Source organism: Virgibacillus tibetensis (assembly GCF_036026595.1).
Lineage (GTDB): Bacteria > Bacillota > Bacilli > Bacillales > Amphibacillaceae > Virgibacillus_P > Virgibacillus_P tibetensis.
Map to the genome: position 1 here is coordinate 291,777 of NZ_JARZFX010000004.1, position 26,472 is coordinate 318,248.

Here is a 26,472-nt window from a genome sequence, read left to right on the forward strand (position 1 = left end):
GCCGATTTCTTTGCTTTATAGTTCATCCAATAAAATTACTTCGCCAGTAACAGCATCGACCCCATGTGCACAATCGATCTTTCCACATAGAATATAGCTTCCCTGATCTTTGTCATATACGTATACAGGTGTGACTTCAAGGAGATCGCGAAGTTTGTCAAATGCTTGACCCTGTTTAGTAGTAGGTTCATCAGCTCTTTCGAAATGCTGAAACATATTCAGCAGCTCAATAGTATCGATATAATTCAGAGCCTTATAGGTATCCGCGTCCAGAATAACTTGAAGCTTACGCACAATGACACGGTTATCACGTAAAACAGGCTGGAGTTCAGCATATACATACCCATTTTCATATCGAAGTTCTTTTAATGACCATTTGCCACTATCTTCGGGGAAAACACGTTGTAAAAAGGATCTGGTTTCTGCAACAGCTTCTTCCTGGTCCGCTTCTGTTAATGGAAGCTTGTCTGGGTGATCTGTATCGGCCATAGCTTCTTCAATAGAAACTTCAGTTGATAAATCAGTTTCTGCAGGAATAAATGCTTCATCAACTGGATGTTCCCACTCCAGTACTACATCTTTTTTCACAAAAGATTTCTGCTTTTCTACTTCTTCAAATGAAATTATTCGCTTGTCGTTGTTAGTTATAAAAGCAGTTGATATAGCATAAACAGGAAACCATTTTTCTTCTTCTTCCAAAGGCACTTCAAGCAGCCTGGACTGAGCTTGTGCGAAAGGCTCGACTTTATCAGGTGTAAGGGAGAAGGGTTCCCACTTAATTTGATCTTCGTGAGGGAAAACTCCGTCAATAGAAAATAAGGTAAGTTGCCCATTTTCATTAAATTCCACTTCAATGGTACCTACTGGATAAACAGTAATATTATCTACTGCAGCCTGGAAACTGACCGCGCCTTCTGCTTCATAGGACAGTAAAAACTGACGACCGAATTCCAGTCCAGTCATTTCTTCAACCCATTCAATAATTTTTTCATTATCGTCAGTGGGTTCAAGGAATTCCGCCTGACTTGCGTATGAGACATCTTGAGCAAAGATTGCTCGCTTTACTGAATTGGTATGGATATCTATATCAATTACAGCAGTCCCGGAAGGATTGTAGTCACTATCTGTGTAGTCTGTTTCGTTTGGAAACCATTCCATGCTTAACAAATAGGAAGTACGATGCAAGCTGCTTTTCTCACGGAAGATATGATGTCTTTTTAAATAATAGTTATCTAAATTAAATTTCACTTTTGTATACTCAATTATTTCCTCAAGTTTTTCATTCATAAATAAAACCCTCGCTTTTGTGCAATTTTCTTTAGTATAACATTCACCCAATAACACATACATTTATGCCGTCTCTAATGCTATTTTTTAAAAGATTAGCACTGCAGTGTTGCTATACATTAAATGCATTTATACTTTTTTTACCTATGATCAAACCGCCAGGGAGTCTTCATAAACGCGATGAAGACATTTTCACCTGTGATCGAGGCGCCAGGGAGTCTTCATAACCATGATGAAGACACTTTCACTTGTGATCGACTCGCCAGGGAGTCTTCATAACCATGATGAAGACCTTTTTCACCTGTGTTCGACTCGCCAGGGAGTCTTCATAAACGTTATGAAGACCTTCACACCTGTGATCAAACCGCGATTGAGTCTTCATAAAAAAGCTATGTTAGAAACGAAGTATTCTGCCGGAGCGAGTCCAAGAGCTCAACCATCATTGTAAAGAGAAAAGGTGTCATGAATTTAAATTTTCATTACTTCGTCTTTTGTCTCAACAGCGCCATATTTTGAGGAGCATTCATTAATGATTTAATATAGAAAATGATTTAAATTATCTTTGAAGAAGTTTTTTTAAGAATAAAAAGAGAAGATGAGGATGGATTTCGTTGAAATTTCACACTCTTTTCAAGGTCTGTAAGGTTATTATCATGTTTTTTTCAAAAGAAAAGCTGTCCATTAGTAGGACAGCTTTAATGTCTATTAATCGTGAAAATAATTCTTCAATCCAGTTGTTATTGCTTCTGCTACATTATTCTGAAAAGACTCTGTATTGATTGCAGCAAGATCGTCTGGATTTGAAATAAACCCAAGCTCCATTAAGATTGAAGGAGCATCATTATAACGTAATACTCGATAATCTCCGAACCTAACACCTCTGTCCTTTAGGGAAATAGTTGATGCCAGGGAAGTGTGAACGCTCTGTGCTAATTCATTGTCTGTTCCGTTGCTATAAAAATAGGTGCTAATTCCATTTATAGAAAATATCGGAAAAGAATCAAAATGGAGACTAATAAATGCATCTGTATTGCTGGATTGACTTATCCGGATTCGCTCTTCAAGAGATGCATAGTTGTCCCCCGATCGAGTCATTATAACTGTTGCACCAGCTGCATTTAATTGCTGTTCCACTTTGGTAGCGGTAGAAGTGACAAAGTCTTTTTCGTACACGCCACCAAGTCCGATCGCACCTGGATCGTTACCTCCATGACCCGGGTCAATAACGATCGTATATCCTGCCAACGAGTTAGTGGTGTCTTCTTGTTTCACAGCTTCATTCGATGAATCATTGGATCTTTCACTTGTGGTTGTTTCTGAATTCGTACCAACGTTTGTAAATGCTGCTGCAATCCATGCATTAGCCCCATTGGATAAGACTATATTATGCCAATCGCCTCTGGTCTCCACCAGGCTGTATGTATCCCCGGTAGAAGCGAAATTGACAATGGAATGGTTTGTACCAGGTCCGGACCGTATATTTACACCCTGGGCTGTGACTGTTACTTTATTAGAAGTAGTTGAATTAATAGTATCTTCACTACTGACAGGGTTTAGAAAGTGTGCGGCAACCCAAGCCTTCTGACCACCGTAATATGTCTGAACCCAGCCATATTTCTCCTGAAACACCTTTACTTTATTGCCTTCAGCTAACTTGCCAATAATTTCAGCGTTGTTAGCGGGATCTCCTCTTACATTTAGAATTTTCACCCCAACTTCATAAACATCTCCGTTATTGGCTTGACTGGTAGTAGGCAGGAATAAAAGAGAAAATAGCAAAAAACTTAACGATAAAGCAAAATACCTATTCACTTATTAACGCACCTCCTTTTTGTTGAAATTTTTAGACTATTAGATCTGGATACTAATAATTAATAACCTTAACGGAGGAGGAATAAACCTATTCCTTAAAAAATAAATCGGAAGTACCAGCCGACTCAGCATATTATCCCAGAGTGAAAATCGATTAAAAAAGACTCCCAATAGGGGGAGTCAATGTAACTATACTACAGTTCTTTCACTAACTCAAAAGCTGCTTCTAAAGCTGCTTTGTCCTGTTTAATGTCTCCTGGTTTCCTTGCTTCTCCGAGAACATATCCTTCAAATGACATGCCGTAAAACTGACAAATATAATCAAATTGCTGCACGAGTGGAAGTCCTTTTAATTTTGGGTTATCGCCACCTACAGCAATCAAATAAGCTTTTTTCTTCCCGAGCTCTTCTCTGAAATGTGAATAGCTCGGATCTCTCATGATTTGTGACCAGCGATCAATGAAGGTTTTCATTGGACCAGACATGCCGTACCAATAGATTGGAGTTGCAAAAACGAGGATATCGTGTTCTAGCATTTGATCAATTAGTTTTGTATGGTTATCATTAACCTCTGGAAAACCTTCTTTTGAGTGTCGTTCATCAATAATAGGCTGGATCAAATGATCACGTAAATATATATGCGTTGCTTTTTCTTTAGGAACTGCTTCATATGTTAAATATTCCGTGTTACCGTTTTCTCTGGTTGAACCGTGCAGGACTGCAATTTTCATTCTTTCTCCTCCCTGATTTCAACAATTAATCTATATTTTAAACGTTACAGATGATAAATACGAATCGTATGCTCACTGATCTCTTGAATGGAATTTCACTTTATATTAAATCTATTCTTTTGCAGGGATTTTAGAAGTAAGAGAAGAAACTATAACTATAGACAAATTATGAAAAGGCTTAATAACATTAGAGGGAGTGCAGATTTTAAAATGATCTATCGAAAAAAATTCTATAAAATTAATCCTGAAAAATTAGATGCGTTTAATAATTTTTTCCATACATACCTTTACCCTAACCAAATTAAACATGGATCAAAACTTATTGGACGCTGGGTGAATGAATTACAAGATGAAATCACTACTTTATGGGAATATAAAAGTATGGAGCAATATGAAGCCATTGAACATAAGATTAGAAATAGCGACCTGCACCGAGAAGCCCAGGTAAGAAGGAAGGAGTTAGGGAATCTTTATATAGAGAGCCATCAGGAATTTTTGACATCGACAGCTCCTCTCCCCGCATCCTATCACCCGCCAAAGCATATTGTTTCTGTTAGCGGATATATTGCCAATGAAAATGGCGAGGTTCTTCTTGTGCGAAACCTGCATCGTTCAGACACAATGGAAATGCCGGGGGGACAAGTGGAAGATTAGAAGAAGCAATGCATCGGGAGATTATGGAAGAGACAGGAGTAAAAGTAAGTCTTACAGGTATCACTGGAATTTACCAAAACATTTCAAGCGGCATTATTTGTGTCGTATTTAGAGGGCATTACATTTCCGGTGAATTGACACCAGCTGAAGGGGAGACTACAGAGGTTATCTTCTCAAAATTAACAAAGGAAAATGCATCTGAACTAATTAAAAAGCCACATTTCAGAAGTAGAGCAATTGACGCAATGGAACCTACTTACCTGCCATATGAAATGTATACGACTAGACCATTTGAACTTATAAAGAGATTTGAAGGGAACGCGGAGGAATCCCAGTAAGCTACTTAGGAAATTAGGAATGTATAATGGTAAACTGGTAATTCTGACGCACAATGATTTAGAAGAAATCAATAGTAGCCTTTAAACCCGGAAACGCAGAATATAAATCAACATAAGAGGTGAGGACATGAAGTTTGAAAAGAAGCATATATTTAAGTTTCTAATCGTAATAGCAGCAGCATTTATAGCACGAATACTTATTGCTTTATTCAGCACAAGCTATAATCAATATGCAGGCCTGATAATAATTGTTATATCAATTGCAGTTTTATTGTTTTGGATTTATGCGGATGAAAAAAGAGAGGTTAAGAGATGAAGAAAAAGATACTAATTACTTTAAGTACACTTCTACTTTTTTTACAGCAATTAGCTGGTTATTCCCCTATTCTGCTCTTAGTCTCACCAAATCCTATACTTACAAGCCCGACCGTGTTGTTGTAGACCAATTTCTGCAGGATTTAAAGGAATTTAAGGAATTTTATGAGGAGCATCCTAAGAAAAACGATTTAACGACCGAACGTGTTCAGTATATTCTCCAATCATATGATCTGCCTTGGATAAATACGAAAGAGCCAGTAAAAATGGCGCACCAGGAGCTGGATTTAATTTTGTTTGAAGTAGAGAAAGCGAGGAAAGTATTAATAGATTTTTAGTGAAAATTATGATGCCTATACAAAAGACTATTTAAAAATGACATTAGTAACTACGTTGGGTATAGAAGAGGAAATTGGGAGGCTTATGGATTCCGGGTTTGATTCCAGGAAAACAGTTCGCATACAAACCAATAATATTCATGGAAGTTTTATTAACAGCTTTAATAGGCTCGCAACTTTTTATAAGGAATATAAAGGGGTCAGATGATTGTACCGAAAAGTTGTTATTAAAAAGCGGAGCGCTTCAACAAGCTGCTCCGCTCTTTAGAAGAAAACCTACGCGCGAATCCACTTCCAAATCTCACCCGGTGTTGCATTTTTTCCATACATTAGAATGCCTACTTTAAATATTTTCCCTGCTAGTTTCATGAATATCCAGACACTCACTACTAGAATTGCTAAAGAAATAGCAATCTCCATCCACGGCCATTCTTCAAGCACAGCAAGGCGCATGATTAACACCCCTGGAGCAGTGAATGGGATATACGTACCGATTTGCGCCATTAAGCCACTTGGATCACTGAAAACGGGCCCGATAAAAACAAAAGGAAGAAATGGCAGCATCATAACCATGCCCTGGAAGTTTCCGGCAGTTGATATATCCGCCATCGTGGCACCAATACCAACGAAGAGAGAAGCGAATAATAAGAATCCGAGTATAGCAATGGCAAGTAGTAGTGCAAGCTCAGGTACGAATAAATATTCCAGTACCGGCATATCAATTCGCCAGATAAGGACTGGCATTACGATCACGATCGAAACGACAGACTGTATGATTCCCAGAACAAAATAACCAATAATTTTACCTTGCATCAATTCTGCAGGTGTCAGCGATGATAAAATAATTTCTGCTATTTTATCCTTCTTTTCCTGAGAGGCACTTTGGAAAATAGCCATTCCCGTGAATACAATTGAAAGCATAATGAAACCTGCAAATGCCCCGGGCACCATGCGATCCAATGGTGGGCCAGCATCCATCATGGATTCTGCCGCAGGATCAATTGCTGCAACATCATCCGCAGCTGGTTCGTCAAACATAATTCCGCGGGAGATGACTGCAAGTTTTTCATCCGTCAGACCAAGTTCTTCCATTTGTTTTGCCTGCAGTGGCGACTCTAATACTTGTACTTGATTTATAAAAAACGGGTAAATGTCATCACTTGTGTACACTGGGACTATGCCTTCATTTAGTGCACGTTCATCTAAAAATATAAACGCCGTATTTTCACTGTTTTCCAGCTGATTAACTATTTCTGATTCATTGAGATCTGTTAAGTGCATATCCCAATCAAAACCGGATTGCTCAGCCGTTTCTTCTAGAACTGGATATATATCCAGTTGATCATTTATAAGAACTCTGGTAAACGTCGATTCCTCGTCGTCTGATCCACCGAGAAGACTACCTAAAAGCATAAAACCTATGATGAGTACTGGGGTTAAAAACAGACCAATAATAAATGTTTTGTTTTTCAGATTACGCTTAATTTCCCATTTAGCAACCTTCATCGTGTTACGCATGGACTTCACCAGCCTCCTGTAACAAATTCTTATCTGTAGCAATATCGATAAAGATTTCATGCAAAGAGACACGATCGATTGCTAATTCCTGTATGGATAAATGGTCAGGCAGATTTTTTAGCCAGATGGATGGCTCTACATTTTTTGATAAGTATAGCGTAGAGATGTCATCTGTCTGCTCAACGCGTTGTACATCTGTTATATGCTCTAGGTCCGTACGGTTATTTTTTCCGCGAATAGTACATTTGAAATTGGCATACTGTGTTTTTACATCATCCATTGATCCATAAATAACCTTTTGGCCGTGGTGGATCATAAATAACCTGTCAGCCATTTCTTCAACCAGATTCATTTGATGGGAAGATAATAAAATTGCCGTGCCATTTTCAGCTAAGCTGCGTATTTCTTCTTTGAACAATTCTTGACTGACTGGATCCAGGCCTGAAAAGGGTTCATCTAAGATGAGCAGTTCAGGCTCATGTATAATAGAAGCAATGAACTGCACTTTTTGTCCCATCCCTTTTGATAGCTCTTCAACGGATACTTTTTCTTTACCTTCCAAGTCAAATTTCTTCAAATAGGTTAGGGCTCGTTCCTTTGCCTGGTCAAGTGGATAATCCTTCAGATCAGCTAAATATAATAAGATATCCATTACCTTTACATTTTTATACAAACCACGTTCTTCAGGCAAATAACCGATTTTATGTCTCGGAATATCTTTTCCATTACTATTCTGAAAGCTAATGGACCCTTCATCTGGATACATAATTCCCATTATATTTCGAATGGTTGTCGATTTTCCTGCGCCATTCGGGCCTAGAATGGCCATGATTTCTCCTTTACGTACGTCAAAAGAAATGTTCTTAATGATCTGTTTATCTTTAAATGATTTGCCGAGTTTTTCTACGGCCAGCATTGTTTCCATCTGTTTATTCACTCTTTCTATTATTAAATTAAGGCTGTTGTCTAAAAGAATTATTGTTTTTAACACACAAAATCTATAAAAGGCGACGTAACTCTGGAATAGATTGTTAGCTACCACTACGGAAAAATACACTACGCTTTCACCACTCCGGGTACAAGTGCGACATCTACTCAAACTCACGCTGTTCGTTTTCGCAGTGTCTTCTTTGCCGCTGGGCGGTCTGCAAGCCTCCTCGAACTTCACTGTCGTTTCGTTCTGTGGGATCACGAACCCGTTCTTTTTACTCCCTTTTTATTTCAATAAAATAGTTATTATTTCCTCCATTCCCATATTTTTTGCAGTCGTGTAAGTAAGATTGTTTTCGAGAAAAAATGTTTCTGTAGCTGATGGGTTATTTGAAATCAGCCTATTATTTTCACGTGAGACTTCTCCGGGAATAGGCTTAACTGAGAGATCGCATTTCATCCAGTAACACATATAGCTTTCTGTCAATTCTTCTTTTTCAAAAGTCCCCATCATTTTCCCATTCTGTAATACGTATAAATAGTCAGCAAGTTTCATAATATCCTCGGATTGATGGCTGGTCATTATAATTGCCCGTTCTCCTTGATCCATCCAATCCACCACTAAATCAATGAAATGTTTTTTTGATGGAATATCTATAAAAGATGTAGGCTCATCAAGTAGCATTAAGGGGGTGTTTCTAGGTAGGGTCAGCGCAAGACTTAATTTCTGCTGATCCCCCTGTGACAGCTTCCCATACCGTTTATCTAATGGAATTGCTAAAAGGCTAACCATTTTATTGAACTGATCTTCATTCCAATTAGGATACAGAGGAGATATAAATTCCTTTAAAGAGTTTCCGGTAAATGGGTTCCATCCAATAACTGTTTGAGGCTGGTAGGCCACTTGCTTTTTCCAACTTTCGTCATGTCCATAGACGAACTTATTAAAGAATTTAATGTTTCCCATGTCGGGTTTAGCCAGATTCATAATAAGTTTTAGTAAGGTGCTTTTCCCGGATCCGTTGTTGCCAATTAATGCTGTAATGGTTCCCGGTTCTATTTTCAAGTCGATTGGTCCAAGATTAAACTCATCTATTCTTTTTTGGATTTGTGAAATTTCTAAAAACCTATTCATGTCGATTCTCCTTTCTTTCTGTATGACTGCACAATTTCATTAAAAATATCCTCGATTTGATCTAGTGAATAATCATAATTGAGTGCTGTTTCGATCGCTTTTTCGATGGTTTGGTAAACAGCTGCCACTTTTACTTGATGCTTTAACGAGTCTTCTATTTCTGCTACAAATGTACCTTTGCCTTGTGTTGTCCGAATAAATCCTTGGTATTCCAGGTTTTGATAAGCACGACGAATGGTAATGACACTGGTTTCCAAGTCTTTAGCGAGCGCACGAATGGAAGGCAAAGCCCTTTTAGCAGGTAGATGACCGCCAGCAATCAAAGCCTTTAATTGATTCTCTATTTGATGATAGAAGGGCTCACGTGATTCTTTTGATAATCGTATAGGTAGTTCCATGGCAAACACTCCTTTCTCACTTTTAGAGATAATCCAATTTATCCATGGCTTTTTTCATATAATGCTGCCAATGGGCGAAACCAAAAAACGCCAACAAAATAGATGCTATGGATGATACTATCGGCCACTTTTGAGCGAGAATGATAGACCAATATACAATGCCATTTTCAAATAAAACATGAATCATGGTGAAAATAGAAAGTAAAACGATCAATAGTGTTACCCCTATAAATATCGTCCCGACAGTAGAAGTTAGCGGTCCTTTCGTGCCGATTTCACTTAAAGGGAATACATATCCCGCGTAAACTCCAAATGACAGCCAAATAATAGCGAAGGCTATAAATGAGCCTACAGACAGCATTTCTGGCAATGGGCTCATAAAGTAGATCCCTATTAGTGCCAGCAATTGAAAAGGAAAGGAATAGAAAAAGTGAACAATAAACCTGCTCTTCATAATTACATCTTGTTTGATGGGCAGTTGTTTTTGCATAACAACTAAAGGTAAAACGATCAAATCTCCAGAGACTTTTTTAATTTGAAATTCTTTTGGTTTTGTCCATATTGTAGCGACTGAGAATAAAAGTACAAAAAAGAAGTCAATACCAACAAAGCCATTTTCCATATAGGATTCTATTGATGTAACAATAAAAAATAGTATGAACATCGAAAATAAAAATGCGGATAAAAAACCGAACTTTGACATTCTCAATTCTAACTTAGCTAACGAATAAGCCTGCTTCCATTCCTGCATGGCTGTTTCCTCCTTTAAACTACTTACTGTGTATGTCTGTATATACAGTATATATTATCTTTGAAATTGTCAAGTTGAAATAGGTAAGATTCAAGTTATGAGCATACCGTTCATATTTTTGCCATAACATTGTTACTAATATGTGAATCATTACACATGCTTATTATTATTTATGGTTAGACATGTTACTATATAAGTGTAATAAGGAATCACCTTACAATATATTGTGAATAACTGAACAAGATTAAAGTAAATCAAAAGATAAAGGAGATGGAAATCGTGTTTGTAAATTTCATTCGCAATAATAAAATAGTAGCTGGGGTATTAGCTTTTCTTAGAATTTATATTGGTTATCAATGGATGACCGCAGGATTTGGTAAGATAACTAGTGGTGGGTTTGAGGCAAGTGGTTTCATCCAAGGAGCAATTGCCGGAGCAGGTGGAGATCATCCAGCAGTTCAAGGCTGGTGGGCAACTTTTCTCGAAGCAGTAGCATTACCTAATGCTGAATTGTTTACGATCTTAGTTATGTGGGGCGAATTGTTAGTAGGAATAGCACTTATCCTAGGTATTTTCACTAATTTTGCAGCACTAATGGGTATTACAATGAACTTCGCATTTCTATTCAGTGGTACTGTTAGCACAAACGCTCAAATGGTAATAATCACAGTTATCTTAATGGTAGCAGGATATAACGCAGGAAGATATGGACTGGACAGATGGGTGATCCCTTTCTTAAAAGATCACACACCAATTCAAAAGCTTAAAAAACAGAAAAAAGAAGTAATAATCGCATAGGAAAGAAGAGTTGGCCTAAAGGTCAGCTCTTCTTTTATCTTATTGTATAAGAACTAAGACAAAGGGACGATATTAGTCATTATAGGTTTAAACTTCCTCGATTGTGTGAAAATTAAGTAGTAACAATCTTGAAGGGAGCTATAAACGGGATGAAACAATGGGTATATTACCTGCTTATCATTTCATTGATTACTGTTCTGGCAGCATGTGGAACCGATGAACAGGAGAACCAGGACGGATTAGAAGAGCAAGAACCAGACACAGCAGAAGATATGGAAGAAGATGACAATGCGAACGCTACGGAGGAAGAGGAGGTTCTCGTTTCTTTGATTGACACGGAGGGAAATATGGTAGCAACAGCTACATTGGTAGAAGAGGATTCAGGAGTAACGATTAATCTGGAAGGTGAGAACTTACCTCCAGGAACACATGGATTTCATATACATGAAGAGGGAGCCTGCGAAGAGCCTGACTTTGAATCTGCAGGTGGACACTATAACCCAACAGATGCAAATCATGGTTTTGATGATCCGGATGGACCTCATGCAGGTGATTTGCCGAATATTGAAGTATCAGAAGACGGAACAGTAACAGAAGAAGTAAAGGCTGATATGGTCACATTAGTGAAAGATGAGGATAACTCATTGTATAAAGATGGGGGTACAGCATTGGTAATTCACTCAGAGGCAGATGATTACAGCTCACAGCCTGCAGGTGAAGCCGGAGAACGTATTGCGTGCGGAGTAATTAGTGAATAACTTCAGTTAAAAAGTTCAGAGTAATTTATAATGGGATTACTTCAAGGGTGCTACTAATTAAATAACATATCCATACACACGTAATTTCACGTTGAAATTAGCGTGTGTATTTTTTTAAAGCTTTTTTAATGGATAGGAAAGTATAAAATTTTGGCTGCAATTAATTCTTACAATTAAACAGCCACGTCCAGCGCAAGCGCCCATCACCTAGTGCCCTTCCGGACTCTTCTTAATCTAACTCAACATAAACCAATTCGTTACAGATGAGGGAGGTCGACTAAAATCGGGCTTGTGCTCAGGCGTCGACATACCCCTATGTAGGGGCATGTTTTCTTTTTTAATAGAAGACTGCAGGTGTATTTGATAGGATACATTCATTTTATTATTGCTGTTCGAACCACGATGAAGCAATTCAAACTAATTACTAATATCACTAGTTATTTCAGGGACGGGAGCTAACCCTTTGTATAGGGGATGATACCTATACAGCATAAAGCGAAAAGCCCATTTCATTTCAATTATAACTGCTGTATAATGTATTTCGACTCACGAAGGAAGGAAGTTTTATATGAGGTCGCATACAAAAACACAGGCGGCACAGGTTAGCGGCAAAATTTGGACACGTGATTTTGTGTTAATTTGTCTTGCTAATTTTTTTATATTTCTTGGATTTCAAATGACTCTGCCAACCCTACCGTTATTCGTCAAGGAGTTGGGAGGAAGTGATCAGTTAATTGGAGTTATCGTTGGTATCTTTACCTTTTCTGCATTATTGTTTCGTCCATATGCGGGACATGCTTTAGAGTCAAAGGGCAGACGATTTGTTTATATGTTCGGGCTTGCAGTCTTTGTGTTTTCAGTAGGATCCTTTGGTTTCGTTACAAGTATTGCCTTTTTAGTAATCATGAGAATTGTTCAGGGAATTGGCTGGGGATTTTCTACGACAGCAACCGGAACCATTGCTACAGATCTTATTCCCCCGAAGCGCCGTGGGGAAGGAATGGGTTATTTTGGTCTGTCAGGGAATATTGCCTTGGCAATCGGACCAGCGCTTGGCTTAACACTTGTCGGTGTTATTTCTTTTTCGCAATTATTTTTAATTTGCGCTTCATTAGGTCTTGTGGCGTTTCTGCTATCTTCTAAAATACGATATAAACAAGTAGAAAAAATGACGGACAAAACAACAACAGTCAAGTTTGATATTTTTGAAAAAAGTGCGATAGAGCCATCGATATTGTTGTTTTTCGTCACCGTTACCTTTGGTGGAATAGCGACATTTCTTCCACTGTATGCAGAAGAACAGAATATACTTGGGATCGAATCGTACTTCCTGGTTTTTGCGGTATTTCTTATGGTATCTCGAACTTTTGCAGGGAAGATATATGATAAAAAAGGACACTTATATGTATTCTTACCAGGAACCATTCTTATTTTCATTGCTATGCTCTTATTATCCTGGCTGCCAAACACGATGGTAATGTTAATTGCTGCAGGGATGTATGGTCTTGGATTCGGAAGTGTTCAGCCAGCACTGCAGGCCTGGGCTGTTGATAAAGCGCCTGGTAATCGAAAGGGAATGGCAAACGCAACGTTTTTCTCATTCTTTGATCTGGGCGTTGGTATTGGTGCAATTGGCTTTGGGCAACTTGCATATATCTTTAATTACGCAATAATTTATATAACGTCTGCAGGTTCCGTAATGCTTTCGATTATTTTTTATATCTATTTAGTACTAAAAGCAAGTAAGGAAAATAAAACATAGCCCATAGAAAGTCATATAGCTTTATATATTTCGATGAGATTGACCAATCGGCAGATGATTCAGAATAGAATGGCCACCTTTGCTTGCTAAGTAGTTGCTGTTTTTACAAATCAGTAATCTACGACGTTTCCCCTCTGTGCATTTCTGCTGCTTCCCGTTGATTTGATTGAATTTCCTCTTGGGTGGAGCTTGAGCACCCTTACTTGCAAAGGTAAGTGTGACTTCTTCTACTAACACTTCGCGGTATGCTTCCCCGGCCCAATCGAACAAAGAAGATTACTCAGATAGTACCCTCGGCTCACTGCGGGGTCTCGTGTGTCTTCCCTGTTCAATGCAGTACAGGGAAAGCTACAGTAGTACATCGCACGAAGGGTCTTCGTGTATTTCTTGCGCTAGTATTGAGAGATGATAAAATATTTATCTACTACTACATTAAATGATTTCTGCTTTTACGATTGTTAACTTTTGATGCGGCAGCCGACTCATGCTTAGAAAAGCAACAGCTGGAGATCCCACAGGGTATGCACGGTACTGTTTTTTTGTTATTTTGCTATACGATGTTTACGTTTTCTACATGCGATTTAGGTGGATTCATAATACTCCTCCATAAGTTGTGCATTTGAAGTATAAACAGATGGAATGAATAATAGCATGTATATTCCCCCTTTCAAGAAGCTTGCAGTTTGTAAGGGGAAGGGACATTGAAGTAATAATTTCTTTGCAAAGAAACTACGTATAATATATTGCTAGAAACCCAATCCTAATAAAGTAAAACCTGATGCAGGAAAATAGAATGCATTTAAGGTTTGACCCATTATGATTCGAAGACAGATACTTTTACTTGAAGTTATGTTATAGCGTCATTAATGCTTTATAGAAAATTTTACTTTGGTTTAATCTTCGTAAAGCATCTATAGTTTAAAAAATCATGTATCTCGTTTACAATAGATATAACGAGAATTAAGAAGGTAGGTTACTAGTATTTTGAAAAGTATCGGTGATATTAACATCCAAAAACTATTTCCCTCCATTATCTATAAGCGTGGGTTAGAATACTATAAACGTGATAAAGTTAGTGATCTTTTATACGATATAAACTACCAGGTGTGGACTGCAACTGTACACGGAACGGAAAATTACTTTGTTGAAATAAATATGAAAGAATTTGCAGAGGGATCCATAGATACTTATTGTGATTGTCCTGCATTCGATACATTTGGCTCCTGCAAGCATATTGCTGCAACATTAATAAGTGTAGCGCATAAAGAATCAAACAAAGCACCTGCTGCAGCTAATTATGATTATAAAACAACAAATCGGTTTATTACTGCAATAAGCAATATCCACCAACCCGATAAGGGTAACGAAGTTCTGCCGGAAAAGTTACCTATGTATGTGGAGTATTACTGCAAGTGGTCATATGATAAAAATTTATTGATTGAACTGAAGACTGGTGAAAAAAGATGTTTTGTGGTTAAAGATGCCAAGGACTTTCTTAAAAATGTGCTTCATGGCAATGAGCACTATTTTACTAAAACATTCACCTACAACCCGGAGACACATTATTTTCTGCAACAGGATTTGGAAGTTTTTGAGATGCTCTACGCTGTTCTTAAAAATGAACAAATCTACAGTGGGTACACATACTATCATTATCAGGGGAATGTAAATGATAAACGTTCCATTGTTATCCCAGCGTTAATTGTCCGTGAGCTTTTTGAAAAAATTACGCAAAGGGACTTTACTGTAGAGGCAGGAAACAAAAGCTATCATCATATTAGTATCGAAAAAGAGAAGCTGCCGTTTAACTTTTCTATCACTAAAAATGAAGCAGATGATCTGGTTCTGACAATGGATGATATTGCAGGTGGGACGTACTTCAAAGCATATGAGATGTTATTTTCCAATGGGGTTTTTTATTTTCCGACAAAGGAACAGATTCCTGTTCTGGAGCAAATTAGTCAATTTGGTATGGAGGATCTACAGCTGCCAATTACAAAAAAACAGGCAGATACTTTTTTATCAGAGGTGTTACCATCATTGAAACGAGTTGGCGAGGTAGAAATTTCTGAGAAGGTTTCTGCTGAAATTATTCAAGTAGCACTTCGGGCAAAATTGTATCTTGAAGTCAAAGCTGACTGGATTGTCGGTAAATTAGAATACCATTATGGGGATCAGTTGATAGATCCATTTAGTGGGCGTGAGCAGAATGATGTTATTATTATTCGTGATGTGGAAAAGGAACAGCATATTATGCGGCTTATCGAGCATGCTGACTTCAAGTATAATGGCAGGGAACTCTATATTGAAGCCGATGAGGATGATGAGATATACGAGTTTCTATATAACGTACTTCCCTTGTTGGATGAGCAGGTAGAGTTATTCTTAACCTCAGAAATCCGCAACTTTATCGTTGAGAACGAACCTATGCCAAGCACGAGTGTGCGACTTGAGTCATCATCCAACCTGCTTGATATAGGCTTTAATATACAGGGAGTTAACGAGACAGAAATTAACCAAATATTAAATGCTGTTATTGAGAGAAAACGGTATTACCGTATGCAAAGCGGGGCACTGCTTTCGCTTGAAGGTGAAGAGTTTACTTCTATGAAACAATTTTTCAATGACATGGATATCAGTAAGAAAGATTTACAGGATGGAAGTGTTCAAGTACCGGTTTACCGTGGTGCACAAATTGACGAACTCATTGATACAAACAAGAATTACGATCCATCCTTCCGGAAGCTATTAAATCAATTGAAATCACCGGAGGAGCAGGTTTACCCACTACCAGAAAATTTGAAAGCGACATTGCGAAATTATCAGCTTACAGGATTTCAATGGTTTAAATCATTAAGTAATTACCACCTTGGTGGTATATTAGCTGATGATATGGGATTGGGTAAGACGCTGCAGAGTATTGCGTACATTGCATCAGAACCAAGTGACAATCCGCATTTAATCGTTGCACCGTCCTCTGTTGTTTACAACTGGAAGAATGAATGTGAAAAGTTTATGCCAGAATTGAAAGTAGCAATTCTGACAGGTACCCCACTTGAGAGGCAACAGAAAATTGGGGAATTAAAAGATATGGACGTCTGGATTACCTCCTATGCTACGCTTAGACAGGATATCGAGCTATATCGCGAATTAACATTTCAAACGCTCATATTGGACGAAGCGCAATATATAAAAAATTATGCAACAAAAACATCGAAGGCCATGCGTGAGATTAAGGCGAGTAGAAGATTTGCATTAAGTGGCACTCCAATTGAAAATTCAATTGATGAGCTTTGGGCAATTTTTCAAGTTATTTTACCAGGGCTTATGCCCAGTCAGCGTGAATTTAAAAAGCTGTCCCATGAAAAAATTGCAATGCTTACTAGACCATTTATCTTGCGTCGCCTGAAAAAGGATGTACTGAAAGAGTTACCGGATAAGATTGAGTCGGTTCACGTTTCTGAATTAACAAAGGAACAAAAGGATCTTTATGTTGGTTATCACCGCCAATTGCAGCAGGAAGCCTCACAATCAATGAAAGAGAGTGGTTTTAATCAAAACCGGATGAAAATATTAGCCGGATTAACCCGTCTGCGGCAAATTTGTTGCCATCCCTCTTTGTTCATAGAAAACTATGAGGGGAAATCAGGTAAGCTCGAGCAATTGATGGATACGGTACGAAGTGCAATTGGGAATGGCAAACGCATGTTGATATTCTCCCAATTTACAAGTATGCATGAAATTATTATAAATAAATTGGAACTAGATGGTATTGATTACTTTTATTTACATGGACAAACGCACTCACAAGATCGTGTTAAGATGAGTGAACGTTTTAATGACGGCGAAAAAGACGTTTTCCTGATTTCCTTAAAGGCAGGAGGAACTGGCTTGAATCTGACAGGGGCAGATACAGTAATTCTGTATGATCTATGGTGGAATCCAGCAGTTGAAGATCAGGCGACAGGAAGAGCGCATCGTTTTGGACAAAAAAATGTTGTGCAAGTTATTCGTCTCATAACTGAAGGAACAATTGAAGAAAAAATCTTTGATTTACAACAGAAAAAACGCGAACTTATTGACCAGGTTATTCAACCGGGTGAGAAGATGCTATCGACCTTAAGCGAAGACGATGTTCGGGAATTGCTGAATATATAGGAAAAGAGACACACTCAGTTGTGTCTCTTTTGGTTTGTTTGGATGCTAAAAGGGTACTATAAAAGGAAAGAAAACTAAAAGGAAGGATGTTTTGATAGGATGGAAAATATTCTGGCTTACTTTAAGTCCGAAAATGACGCTGAATCTGCACGCGCTAACCTGCAGCGATTACAAGTATCATCTATTATTGTTGATAAGCTTCCAGAAACTGAAGGACAACAAACCTTTGTGCCCTTATTTACTGTGGGGTCAACGACCACTAGCACAGGTATAGTAGGAACAGTATCTAATAATGGTAACGAAGGTGACCATGGTAAGGAAATGACTTATTTAGTAGAAGGAAAGGTGAAGCCTGAGGATTATGAGGAAGCATTACAAATCCTGGCAGAAAGTAAAGGATATAAGAATAATGAATAAAATGACCGAGACATGAGGTCTGGGTCATTTTCCAATTGAAAGTATTTTGCTACTGATTTAAAGTAAACAGTTTTCGGGGTCGTCCTTTCACATAAGGTTTTTCTTCTCCAACTACTTTTATAACGTCACCAGTTAACAGTTTACTTATGGTTCGTTCTGCGCTTCTTTTGGTTACCCGGTAGTAGATTGCAATATCGTTGGATGAGAAAGGCTCATTATTTCGTAAAGTAATAAAATCAATAAAATTGTAAGACAGTTCATTATTTAAGCGTGCTTTATGAATGAGCGCCTGATACAGGCGTGACGTATCAAAGTGTTTCTGTACACCAAGGGGACCGATTATATCCTGTCTCTCATTTACTATATAACAGTTACTGTTATTTGTTTGTTTACATGTCTCTAATGCTAACTTGGCATTGTCCTCTGCTTGCTTGGCCGTTAATCCCAATCCGAAACCGATGTCAATAGGCGTTTGTAATGCTGCCTCTAAATCTTCAAGTAATGGAAAGTCCCTGTAATGATTTGTTATATGATCCAGAACCCCTCTTGTTCCGAATAAAACTATTTGACCATCAATGTTAGGCATAACGGATGCGTATGTCTTATGTCCGAATTTTAATAGGATTTGATATAATCTTAGTAAGATTTCCTTAACAGCTAATTCGCCTTTTTCTTCCCTTATTTTATCTAAATATTTAATACGGATAAATCCTGCTACGATCTGAGCACTCTTACTTTGATTTAGATTGGATATTGTTTTAGCTTCATTAATGGCGCGTTCAATATTAAGTTGGGGAATAATCATACAATAGCAGGGGATTCCCAGTTCCTTAAGGCGTTCCTCAACGTCATTTATTGAGGTGAGCACATAATCAATCTTGCCTGTTTCCCATAACTTTTTATGATGGCTGATAATTTTTTCCAGGTTTATTGTTTCGTCGTCTCCGAAACTGTATGTATAAATTTCATTATCTACTATTTTCAACTCTTTAAAAACGGCAGTTACATTTTGATGATTATACACATCTACTGAGAAACGGTTTAATGACTGCATGCAGTGATTCCTTAGTCGGTATAGAGAAGTTAATATCATATATTCATCAAATTCCACCAGAACTGCAGGGAGACGTTTTTTATCTATTTTTTCTTTAGCATATAAGTAAGGGAGGGCGCCTGCGAATAAATAAATATCACACATGAAGGCTTTATCAATTAATGTATCAGCCTCACTAGCCTTTGTATAAGTAAAAGGAATAATTTCTATATCATCTTGTTCAACAAGGTAATCGTGTATTCGCTCTAATATTTCTTCTCTGCTGAATACGGCTATTTTCACCTTCATATAGTACACTCCTATTATATAGTATGGTCATCGAAGCCATGCACGTACTGTTATTACTAGCCTGATCTTCTCTTTAACAGTCAATTGGCGCGACTTTTATCCACTCTTTAAATAATTAACTAAGAGGCTGCCGATATCAGCAATGTACTCTTGAGCAATTGCGTTATTTTCCCAGCCACTGGATAGTACAGCGGCATGCAGCGTTTTACCTCTGTACTTTATAATGGCTGCATCATGTTCTAATCCTGGCAATTCACCTGTTTTGTGGTGGATGTCTATTTGATCATCTAGAATAAACTTTTTTGGCAATTTATGCTTAAATTGTTGATTCAACATCATTTTCATTATTTGTGAGCGGCTGTTGTCATTTATAATCGTATTTTTATTGGATATTAGTTTTAAGAAAAGCATGGTATCCTCAGCACTTATAAAATTATCAAGGCCAGATTCTTGGGCCTGCACATCCATAAACTTTCTCTCTAATTGCGTGTTTTTACAGCCAATTAATGTATTCAGCTTATTTACATTTTCCATCCCAACTGTATCCAGGAGTATATTTGCTGCAGTATTGTCAGAAATAATGATCATTAGCTCCATTAAGTTTTCATAACTGTATACATGGGAATTGGTTAGATAGTTAATAATACCGGCTCCGTTTACCATCATATCTTTCTCTACATAAACAAGCCTTTCTAAGGAAAGTAAATCCTTTTCTATCTGGCGGTAAGTCTCAATAAGAATTGGTAGCTTAACTATGCTGGCCGCCCTTATTTTTTTTGAAGCATTACTGACAATGCTTCCTTCGTCGGTATGTATGGATATACAAAAATTATCTTTAACGTTTTCAATCCGTTGGTGGATAAGGCATTCTAATTGATTTATATTCATAGATACCCCCTTAATTAACGAAATCATTAACGAAATAGTTCGCTAATTGATTTAATCCTATTGAATTTTCTTAAAATTGTCAAGAAATAATTTATATAAGAAATAGAAAAGCACCCCAGATTTAAAATCCTGGAGTGCTCTTCTATTCAGTCGGTCGGCTTTTGGCTGATCCGACAATCCATAGTACATAGCTATACTGACAATTAAATTACTCTATAAGTAAAAATCCGTTCTATCTGGTTGGCTGATGAGCTCCAGATTCGATTTCTTCCATATAGTGACAAGCAGCTTGGTGGCTGTCCTTCATATAATCTTCACTCCGAAGTTCAGGAACCTCGTTTACGCATTTTTCTGTAGCAAAAGGACATCTTGTGTGAAATCTGCAGCCATTCGGAGGATTAATTGGAGATGGTACATCTCCTGTAAGGATAATCCGTTCCTTTTTTGTTTCTGATTTAGTGCTTGGAATTGCAGATAAAAGTGCTTTTGTATAGGGGTGTTGCGGATTTGTAAACAAAGATTTTTTGTCAGCTATTTCCACAATTTTGCCCAGATACATCACTATGACGCGGTCGGATATATGACGTACTACTCCCAGGTCATGTGAAATAAATAAATAAGTTAATTTAAATTCCCGTTGTAATTTTTTTAACAGGTTTATAACTTGTGCTTGAATAGAGACATCCAGTGCGGATACAGCTTCGTCACAAATGATCAGCTGTGGATTAACAGATAGAGCTCTTGCAATCCCTATCCTTTGTCGTTGTCCTCCACTGAATTCATGTGGCAAGCGGTCTGCCTGATGCGACCCTAAACCTACCGTTTCCATTAATTCTAAAATCTTGTCATTTCTTTTACTTTTAGGAACTACATTTTGTATTTCCATTGCTTCATTCAAAATTTGTCGCACTGTATGACGCGGGTTAATGGAAGCGTAAGGATCCTGGAAAATTACTTGCATGTGTTTACGTGTTTTTTTCATTTTTCTTTTATTAAATGAAAGCAGATCTTCACCATCAAATTCAACCTGCCCACCAGTTGGCTCATCTAAACGTAGAATTGCCCGACCGGTCGTTGACTTACCACAACCGGATTCGCCTACTATACTTACAGTTTCTCCTTCATAAATAGCAAAAGAAATACCGTCAACAGCTTTTACATGATTTACAGTACGACCAAGAAAGCCTCCTTTAATAGGAAAGTGCTGTTCCAGGTCTGTTACTTTAAGTAGTTCTTTCTGGTTGACCATAAACGCTCACCTCCGGATCGCCATCCCATTCATTGGAATATATCCAACAACGGATTTGATTATTATTTTCGTCTGTAACTAAGTCAGGGAGTTTATTTCTGCATAGTTCCGTAGCAAAAGGACAACGGGGTGCAAAACGGCATCCTGTTGGCATATCAGCAGGACTTGGTACAGATCCTGTAATAACTGGAAGATCACCTTCTATATCATGGTCATATGGTGGTATAGAATTAAGCAGGCCAACCGTGTAGGGATGTTTAGGGTCGTTGAAAAGTGTTTTTACATCCGCATATTCTACTATTTTACCGCAGTACATGACAGCAACATAATCACAGGACTCAGAAACTACTCCAAGGTCATGAGTGATTAATAGAATACCCATATCCAAACGGTTTTGTAAGTCTTTCATTAATTCTAATATTTGAGCTTGAATTGTTACATCCAGAGCTGTTGTAGGTTCATCTGCAACGAGCAGGTCGGGATTGCAGGCAAGTGCCATGGCAATCATAACCCGCTGCCTCATTCCACCAGACAGTTCATGCGGATACTGATCAACTCGTTTCTCGGGAGAAGGGATGCCAACAAGCTTCAACATCTCAATTGAACGTTGTTTCGCTTCTTTTCTGCCTAGCCCCTGATGTATCTTATACGATTCTCCTATTTGCTGTCCAACTGTATAAGTAGGGTTTAATGATGTCATCGGTTCCTGGAAAATCATGGAAATTTCATTACCGCGAATCTTACGCATTTCAGCTTCAGTCTTATCAAGAAGATTTTCACCTTTGAAAATCATTTCTCCGCCAACTATTTCTCCAGGTTCATCAATTAGCTGCAGTATGGAAAGGGATGTAATACTTTTTCCGGACCCCGATTCCCCGACTACTCCTAATGTTTTACCTCTTGGTAGGGCAAAAGTTACGCCATCAACGGCCTTAACCTCCTGCTCTTTTGTGAAAAAAGAAGTTTGCAGCTCCTTGATTTCTAATATATTTTCATAAGATTTATTACTATTTGTCATATGATATTCACCTTCCATATCATTCTATTTAACTATCAATTAATCCAAATCAATACGCTTGTTCAAGAGTCGGTAGGTTATATCAACTAATAGGTTCACAAGTACAAACAGAAGAGCGATTACCAGTATTGTACCTTGAACTATTGGGAAATCTCTTGCGAGGATGGAATCAATAATCAACTTTCCCATCCCGTTAATTGCAAATACGGTTTCTGTTAGAACAGTACCACCAAGAAGTGCACCGAATTGCAGTCCAACAACAGTTACAACAGGGATCAAAGCGTTTTTAAGTGCATGGCGATAAACCACTACACGCTGCTTCACTCCTTTTGCTCTGGCTGTACGGATATAATCCTGTCCGATGACTTCCAGCATACTCGAACGTGTCATACGTGCAATAATTGCTGCACCACCTGTACCTAATGTAATGACTGGTAAGACAATTTGTGAAAAGCTACCCCAGCCAGATGGTTTAAACCAGCTCGTGTTTTCAAAAAATGGGATCCAGGCCGGTAAGTCAAATCCTATCGCAAACCATTGAATTAACATGAGCCCCAACCAGAAATTAGGCATCGATAACCCGAACAAGGCGATTAACATTAAAGAAATATCAGCAAATGAATATTTTCTGGTAGCTGATATAATTCCAGCTATTAAGCCCATAAACACACTTAAGGCTGTACTGTATATGGCGAGTTCCACGGTTATCCAGAAACGGCCACCTATTTCTTTGGTTACATCTCTTCCACTGCGGATCGAGCTTCCAAGATCACCTTGTAATGCATTTGATACGTATTTAAAATATTGTACAGGTACGGGATCGTTAAGTCCTAAACGTTCCCTCATATTTTCAACTGTTTGTTCAGGTGCACTTTCACCTGCCATTATTTGAGCAGGATCACCTGGAATCAGGTGCATTAAACTAAATACTAGGATAGACACACCAATTAGAACAGGTATCGTTTGTATAAGACGTCTTACTATAAATTTAAACATGTTAGTTGCACCCCTTTCTACTCTTTTGTCTTCGGATCAAGTGCATCCCTTAATCCATCACCAAAAATATTAAACGCAAGAACAACCGCGACTATCATAAGACCCGGGAATAGTGCAACGTGTGGGGCGTTATACAGGTAGTTTCGTCCATCTGCCAGCATGGCACCCCATTCAGGTGTTGGTGGTTGTGCACCAAGTCCGAGAAAGGAAAGTCCACTTGCTGTTAATACAGCAGTTGCAATATTCAGGGTGGCCTGGACAATGATTGGTGAAGTAACGTTTGGTAATATGTGTTTAAAGATAATTCGAAAATCACTGGCCCCTAAGGCTTTCATGGCATCTATGTACTCTAGTTTTTTTACACCTAAGGTTGAACCTCTAACTATTCTGGCAAACACTGGTACAGAAAATATTGCTACTGCAATGATAACATTTTGCAGACTGCCGCCCAAGACACTTACAATTGCCAATGCCAGGAGAATACCGGGAAACGCTAGTAGTACATCCATTATTCGCATGATAATTGCGTCAATAGTGCCACCATAATATCCAGATATAATACCGAAGAATACGCCAACAGTTGCTCCCAGTACTACGGAGGAAAAACCTACATACAGAGTGATTGACATACCATGTATGACCCGACTGAAAATGTCTCGTCCATAATTATCGGTTCCAAACCAATGTTCCCCACTAGGAGACTGTAATTTATTTACAATGTTTTGTGTTTGAGGTTGGTATGGTGTGAAATATGGACCGACTATTGCGATAATTATGAAAAAGAGAATCAGGGAACCGCCGATCATAGCAGCTTTATTTTTTCTAAGCTTACTATAAACAATCTTCCAATTTCTGAAACGCGGGTTAGGTGGCTTGATAGCTGAATGTGGATTGTCTATTGTCTGTGTTTGTTCACTCATAGCTTGTACTTCCTTTCTTAACAAAGAGTCACATAATTTGTACATATACTTTGTTGATTATACCATGACCAGTCTGTTTTACAATATAGGAAGAATTATAAGAAAAATACAAAAAGTTGTCTGAATTACGGTGAATAGGGCAATGCAGGATTATATTTATAGGTTTATAATAATTATAATATAATATAGTAGATTCTTTTTTAAATATAAAAATAATTGAAAATCATCTTGTAATGTCTGGACACTTAAGGTATATTAATAGAGAATTAGGATAGATTTGCACATCAAGTCTATATTAAACAGAAATAGGGGGGTAACAATTAATGAAAATGTTTAAAAACTCATTTTTATTATTAGCTTTAACTTTGCTGCTGAGTTTAGTTCTTGCAGCATGCGCAAGTGAGCCGGATGATGACGATGGTTCAACTGATGGAGGAAGCGCTGAAAGCGGTGAAGAAAACGGTGAAGCATCTGGTGGAGACCTGATTATGGCGAAATCTGCTGATATCGTTTCATTAGACCCTGCAGGTTCAAATGACGTCCCTTCCAGTAATGTTCAAGCAAACATCTACGAGTCTTTGACAAAACAGGATGAGAACATGGAAGTTCAACCAAGTCTGGCCGAAAGCTGGGAAGCGGTTGAGGATGATGTTTGGGAATTTACACTTCGTGAAGGAGTAAAGTTCCATGATGGTTCAGATTTTAATGCTGATGTTGTAAAGGCTAACATAGAGAGAATACTAGATGAAAAAGTTGCCTCACCTCGTGCATTCTTGTATGAGATGATCACTGATATTGAAATAGTTGATGACTATACAGTTCGTTTTACAACGGAATATCCTTTCGCACCACTTCCAGCCCACCTTGCGCACAGCGGGGGAGCGATGGTTGCACTAGAGCAAATCGAAGCTGATTTTGCTGCAATGGAAGATGGGAAGGATCCCGGAAGTGTCATTAACGAAAACCCGATTGGTACAGGATATTTTAAGTTTGATGAATGGGAACCAGGTGAATTCGTTCGTATCGTTAAGAATGAAGATTACTGGGATGGTTCCGCTTTACTTGATTCTGTAACTTTTAAAGTAGTAGGAGAAGACTTAACACGTGTTGCAGAAGTTACTACTGGGGATTCACATATTGGAAGTCCACTCAGCCCATCTGATGTAGAGCAAATAGAGGGAACTGATGGAGTAAATGTACACGATCAATCAAGTGTAAGTTTATCTTATATTGGATTTAATATGGATAAAGAGCCTTTTGATGATGAACGTGTACGCCAGGCAATATCTATGGCTATTGATAAGAGTCAAATAATTGATGGGATTTATAACGGAGTAGGTATTCCTGCTATTGGACCAATCCCACCGGATGTATTTGGTTACGATGAAAACGTATCAGGTCTTGAGTACAATTTAGAAGAAGCGGAAGCGTTGCTAGCTGAAGCTGGTTACGAAGATGGTTTCTCTACAACAATTTGGACAAACGACAGTCGTGAAAGAATCGATGCAGCAACAAACGTTCAAGCACAGCTTGGAGAAATTGGTATCGATGTAGAAGTAGAAATTCTTGAGTGGGGTGCTTATTTAGAGCAAACTGCAAATGGAGAGCATGAGATGTTTGTACTAGGTTGGTCAACACCAACAGGAGATGCTGACTATGCAATGTACGCATTGTTCCATTCCAAAAATGTTGGGGAAGCTGGAAACCGTACGTTCACTGAAAACGCTGAATTAGATGCGCTTTTAGATCAAGGGCGTCAGGAAACAGACCAGGATGAGCGTCAAAAAATCTATAGTGAAGCACAAGAATTACTTGTAGATATTGCACCAATGCTTTATCTGCATCACCAGCAATTTCTGTACAGTGTACGTGATGAAGTAAAAGGATTCAGTGTACTGCCAACAGATATCGTTCAATTGAAAGATGTTTATATTGAAGAATAATTAATTAGGTAAAGGA

Annotated in this window: 25 protein-coding genes; 10 read left to right on the forward strand and 15 right to left on the reverse strand. The window is 38.1% G+C overall.

Annotation, left to right across the window (positions count from 1 at the left end):
• Positions 1-15: 15 nt before the first annotated feature.
• The 3 genes from QGM71_RS11350 to QGM71_RS11360 all read right to left on the reverse strand — a co-directional run bounded on the left by QGM71_RS11350 (position 16) and on the right by QGM71_RS11360 (position 3,830).
• Positions 16-1,287, reverse strand: coding sequence for a hypothetical protein (locus tag QGM71_RS11350; protein ID WP_327607662.1), 1,272 nt, complete (start codon positions 1,285-1,287; stop codon positions 16-18).
• Between the two features lie 705 nt (positions 1,288-1,992).
• On the reverse strand, positions 1,993-3,099 hold the full coding sequence (locus QGM71_RS11355; RefSeq protein ID WP_327607663.1) for an N-acetylmuramoyl-L-alanine amidase: 1,107 nt from the start codon (positions 3,097-3,099) through the stop codon (positions 1,993-1,995).
• A gap of 194 nt (positions 3,100-3,293) precedes the next feature.
• A complete protein-coding gene (locus QGM71_RS11360) occupies positions 3,294-3,830 on the reverse strand; it encodes a flavodoxin family protein (RefSeq protein WP_327607664.1) in 537 nt (178 codons plus the stop codon).
• A gap of 210 nt (positions 3,831-4,040) precedes the next feature.
• On the opposite strand from QGM71_RS11360, the gene QGM71_RS11365 reads away from it, so the two are divergent.
• From QGM71_RS11365 to QGM71_RS11380, 4 genes are all read left to right on the forward strand, one after another.
• Positions 4,041-4,484: an NIPSNAP family protein gene (locus QGM71_RS11365; RefSeq protein ID WP_327607665.1), complete on the forward strand. Its 444-nt coding sequence runs from the start codon at positions 4,041-4,043 to the stop codon at positions 4,482-4,484.
• Between the two features lie 23 nt (positions 4,485-4,507).
• Positions 4,508-4,822 (forward strand): NUDIX hydrolase, encoded by a 315-nt coding sequence (locus QGM71_RS11370; protein ID WP_327607666.1) that lies wholly within the window; start codon positions 4,508-4,510, stop codon positions 4,820-4,822.
• Between the two features lie 127 nt (positions 4,823-4,949).
• On the forward strand, positions 4,950-5,138 hold the full coding sequence (locus QGM71_RS11375; protein ID WP_327607667.1) for a hypothetical protein: 189 nt from the start codon (positions 4,950-4,952) through the stop codon (positions 5,136-5,138).
• On the forward strand, positions 5,113-5,475 hold the full coding sequence (locus QGM71_RS11380; protein WP_327607668.1) for a hypothetical protein: 363 nt from the start codon (positions 5,113-5,115) through the stop codon (positions 5,473-5,475). The genes QGM71_RS11375 and QGM71_RS11380 overlap by 26 nt, the downstream gene beginning before the upstream one ends.
• A gap of 276 nt (positions 5,476-5,751) precedes the next feature.
• On the opposite strand, the gene QGM71_RS11385 is transcribed toward QGM71_RS11380, so the two are convergent.
• From QGM71_RS11385 to QGM71_RS11405, 5 genes are all read right to left on the reverse strand, one after another.
• Positions 5,752-6,993: an ABC transporter permease gene (locus QGM71_RS11385; protein WP_327607669.1), complete on the reverse strand. Its 1,242-nt coding sequence runs from the start codon at positions 6,991-6,993 to the stop codon at positions 5,752-5,754.
• Positions 6,986-7,918, reverse strand: coding sequence for an ABC transporter ATP-binding protein (locus QGM71_RS11390; RefSeq protein ID WP_327607670.1), 933 nt, complete (start codon positions 7,916-7,918; stop codon positions 6,986-6,988). Before QGM71_RS11390 ends, QGM71_RS11385 begins: the two co-directional genes overlap by 8 nt.
• A 291-nt stretch (positions 7,919-8,209) precedes the next feature.
• A complete protein-coding gene (locus QGM71_RS11395; protein WP_327607671.1) occupies positions 8,210-9,058 on the reverse strand; it encodes an ABC transporter ATP-binding protein in 849 nt (282 codons plus the stop codon).
• Positions 9,055-9,456: a GntR family transcriptional regulator gene (locus QGM71_RS11400; protein WP_327607672.1), complete on the reverse strand. Its 402-nt coding sequence runs from the start codon at positions 9,454-9,456 to the stop codon at positions 9,055-9,057. Before QGM71_RS11400 ends, QGM71_RS11395 begins: the two co-directional genes overlap by 4 nt.
• Positions 9,457-9,478: 22 nt before the next feature.
• Positions 9,479-10,207: a hypothetical protein gene (locus QGM71_RS11405; RefSeq protein WP_327607673.1), complete on the reverse strand. Its 729-nt coding sequence runs from the start codon at positions 10,205-10,207 to the stop codon at positions 9,479-9,481.
• Between the two features lie 279 nt (positions 10,208-10,486).
• On the opposite strand from QGM71_RS11405, the gene QGM71_RS11410 reads away from it, so the two are divergent.
• The 3 genes from QGM71_RS11410 (at position 10,487) to QGM71_RS11420 (ending at position 13,525) form a co-directional block, all read left to right on the forward strand.
• Positions 10,487-11,005, forward strand: a complete 519-nt coding sequence (locus QGM71_RS11410; RefSeq protein ID WP_327607674.1) for a DoxX family protein — start codon at positions 10,487-10,489, stop codon at positions 11,003-11,005.
• Between the two features lie 149 nt (positions 11,006-11,154).
• Positions 11,155-11,763 (forward strand): superoxide dismutase family protein, encoded by a 609-nt coding sequence (locus QGM71_RS11415; RefSeq protein ID WP_327607675.1) that lies wholly within the window; start codon positions 11,155-11,157, stop codon positions 11,761-11,763.
• Between the two features lie 568 nt (positions 11,764-12,331).
• Positions 12,332-13,525 (forward strand): MFS transporter, encoded by a 1,194-nt coding sequence (locus tag QGM71_RS11420; RefSeq protein ID WP_327607676.1) that lies wholly within the window; start codon positions 12,332-12,334, stop codon positions 13,523-13,525.
• A gap of 21 nt (positions 13,526-13,546) precedes the next feature.
• Here the strand turns inward: QGM71_RS11420 and QGM71_RS11425 are convergent, their stop codons facing one another.
• Positions 13,547-13,795, reverse strand: a complete 249-nt coding sequence (locus QGM71_RS11425) for a hypothetical protein (protein WP_327607677.1) — start codon at positions 13,793-13,795, stop codon at positions 13,547-13,549.
• 714 nt (positions 13,796-14,509) lie between these two features.
• On the opposite strand from QGM71_RS11425, the gene QGM71_RS11430 reads away from it, so the two are divergent.
• Together QGM71_RS11430 and QGM71_RS11435 are read left to right on the forward strand one after the other, a co-directional pair.
• On the forward strand, positions 14,510-17,683 hold the full coding sequence (locus tag QGM71_RS11430; RefSeq protein WP_327607678.1) for a DEAD/DEAH box helicase: 3,174 nt from the start codon (positions 14,510-14,512) through the stop codon (positions 17,681-17,683).
• Between the two features lie 99 nt (positions 17,684-17,782).
• Positions 17,783-18,100, forward strand: a complete 318-nt coding sequence (locus QGM71_RS11435; RefSeq protein ID WP_327607679.1) for a hypothetical protein — start codon at positions 17,783-17,785, stop codon at positions 18,098-18,100.
• 49 nt (positions 18,101-18,149) lie between these two features.
• On the opposite strand, the gene QGM71_RS11440 is transcribed toward QGM71_RS11435, so the two are convergent.
• From QGM71_RS11440 to nikC, 6 genes are all read right to left on the reverse strand, one after another.
• A complete protein-coding gene (locus QGM71_RS11440; protein ID WP_327607680.1) occupies positions 18,150-19,442 on the reverse strand; it encodes a hypothetical protein in 1,293 nt (430 codons plus the stop codon).
• A 96-nt stretch (positions 19,443-19,538) separates the two neighbouring features.
• Positions 19,539-20,330 (reverse strand): serine hydrolase, encoded by a 792-nt coding sequence (locus QGM71_RS11445; protein ID WP_327607681.1) that lies wholly within the window; start codon positions 20,328-20,330, stop codon positions 19,539-19,541.
• 232 nt (positions 20,331-20,562) lie between these two features.
• A complete protein-coding gene (locus QGM71_RS11450) occupies positions 20,563-21,579 on the reverse strand; it encodes an ABC transporter ATP-binding protein (protein WP_327607682.1) in 1,017 nt (338 codons plus the stop codon).
• Positions 21,554-22,597: an ABC transporter ATP-binding protein gene (locus QGM71_RS11455; RefSeq protein WP_327607683.1), complete on the reverse strand. Its 1,044-nt coding sequence runs from the start codon at positions 22,595-22,597 to the stop codon at positions 21,554-21,556. The genes QGM71_RS11450 and QGM71_RS11455 overlap by 26 nt, the downstream gene beginning before the upstream one ends.
• Positions 22,598-22,636: 39 nt before the next feature.
• Complete coding sequence (locus tag QGM71_RS11460; protein WP_327607684.1) at positions 22,637-23,593, reverse strand: ABC transporter permease; 957 nt, start codon at positions 23,591-23,593, stop codon at positions 22,637-22,639.
• 17 nt (positions 23,594-23,610) lie between these two features.
• A complete protein-coding gene (gene nikC / locus QGM71_RS11465; RefSeq protein ID WP_327607685.1) occupies positions 23,611-24,513 on the reverse strand; it encodes a nickel transporter permease in 903 nt (300 codons plus the stop codon).
• Between the two features lie 323 nt (positions 24,514-24,836).
• Here nikC and QGM71_RS11470 point away from each other — a divergent pair, with 323 nt between their 5' ends.
• Entirely contained in the window at positions 24,837-26,456 is a 1,620-nt protein-coding gene (locus QGM71_RS11470; protein ID WP_327607686.1) for a glutathione ABC transporter substrate-binding protein, read from the forward strand.
• Positions 26,457-26,472: the final 16 nt, after the last annotated feature.

Coding starts and splice junctions, on each gene's coding strand:
- QGM71_RS11365 (WP_327607665.1), top strand. CDS start 4,041: ATGATCTATCGAAAAAAATTCTATAAAATTAATCCTGAAAAATTAGAT.
- QGM71_RS11450 (WP_327607682.1), bottom strand. CDS start 21,579: ATGGTCAACCAGAAAGAACTACTTAAAGTAACAGACCTGGAACAGCAC.
- QGM71_RS11415 (WP_327607675.1), top strand. CDS start 11,155: ATGAAACAATGGGTATATTACCTGCTTATCATTTCATTGATTACTGTT.
- QGM71_RS11445 (WP_327607681.1), bottom strand. CDS start 20,330: ATGAATATAAATCAATTAGAATGCCTTATCCACCAACGGATTGAAAAC.
- QGM71_RS11370 (WP_327607666.1), top strand. CDS start 4,508: ATGGAAGAGACAGGAGTAAAAGTAAGTCTTACAGGTATCACTGGAATT.
- QGM71_RS11440 (WP_327607680.1), bottom strand. CDS start 19,442: ATGAAGGTGAAAATAGCCGTATTCAGCAGAGAAGAAATATTAGAGCGA.
- QGM71_RS11400 (WP_327607672.1), bottom strand. CDS start 9,456: ATGGAACTACCTATACGATTATCAAAAGAATCACGTGAGCCCTTCTAT.
- QGM71_RS11420 (WP_327607676.1), top strand. CDS start 12,332: ATGAGGTCGCATACAAAAACACAGGCGGCACAGGTTAGCGGCAAAATT.
- QGM71_RS11360 (WP_327607664.1), bottom strand. CDS start 3,830: ATGAAAATTGCAGTCCTGCACGGTTCAACCAGAGAAAACGGTAACACG.
- QGM71_RS11385 (WP_327607669.1), bottom strand. CDS start 6,993: ATGCGTAACACGATGAAGGTTGCTAAATGGGAAATTAAGCGTAATCTG.
- QGM71_RS11435 (WP_327607679.1), top strand. CDS start 17,783: ATGGAAAATATTCTGGCTTACTTTAAGTCCGAAAATGACGCTGAATCT.
- QGM71_RS11390 (WP_327607670.1), bottom strand. CDS start 7,918: ATGGAAACAATGCTGGCCGTAGAAAAACTCGGCAAATCATTTAAAGAT.
- nikC (WP_327607685.1), bottom strand. CDS start 24,513: ATGAGTGAACAAACACAGACAATAGACAATCCACATTCAGCTATCAAG.
- QGM71_RS11460 (WP_327607684.1), bottom strand. CDS start 23,593: ATGTTTAAATTTATAGTAAGACGTCTTATACAAACGATACCTGTTCTA.
- QGM71_RS11405 (WP_327607673.1), bottom strand. CDS start 10,207: ATGCAGGAATGGAAGCAGGCTTATTCGTTAGCTAAGTTAGAATTGAGA.
- QGM71_RS11380 (WP_327607668.1), top strand. CDS start 5,113: ATGAAAAAAGAGAGGTTAAGAGATGAAGAAAAAGATACTAATTACTTT.
- QGM71_RS11470 (WP_327607686.1), top strand. CDS start 24,837: ATGAAAATGTTTAAAAACTCATTTTTATTATTAGCTTTAACTTTGCTG.
- QGM71_RS11350 (WP_327607662.1), bottom strand. CDS start 1,287: ATGAATGAAAAACTTGAGGAAATAATTGAGTATACAAAAGTGAAATTT.
- QGM71_RS11375 (WP_327607667.1), top strand. CDS start 4,950: ATGAAGTTTGAAAAGAAGCATATATTTAAGTTTCTAATCGTAATAGCA.
- QGM71_RS11455 (WP_327607683.1), bottom strand. CDS start 22,597: ATGACAAATAGTAATAAATCTTATGAAAATATATTAGAAATCAAGGAG.
- QGM71_RS11395 (WP_327607671.1), bottom strand. CDS start 9,058: ATGAATAGGTTTTTAGAAATTTCACAAATCCAAAAAAGAATAGATGAG.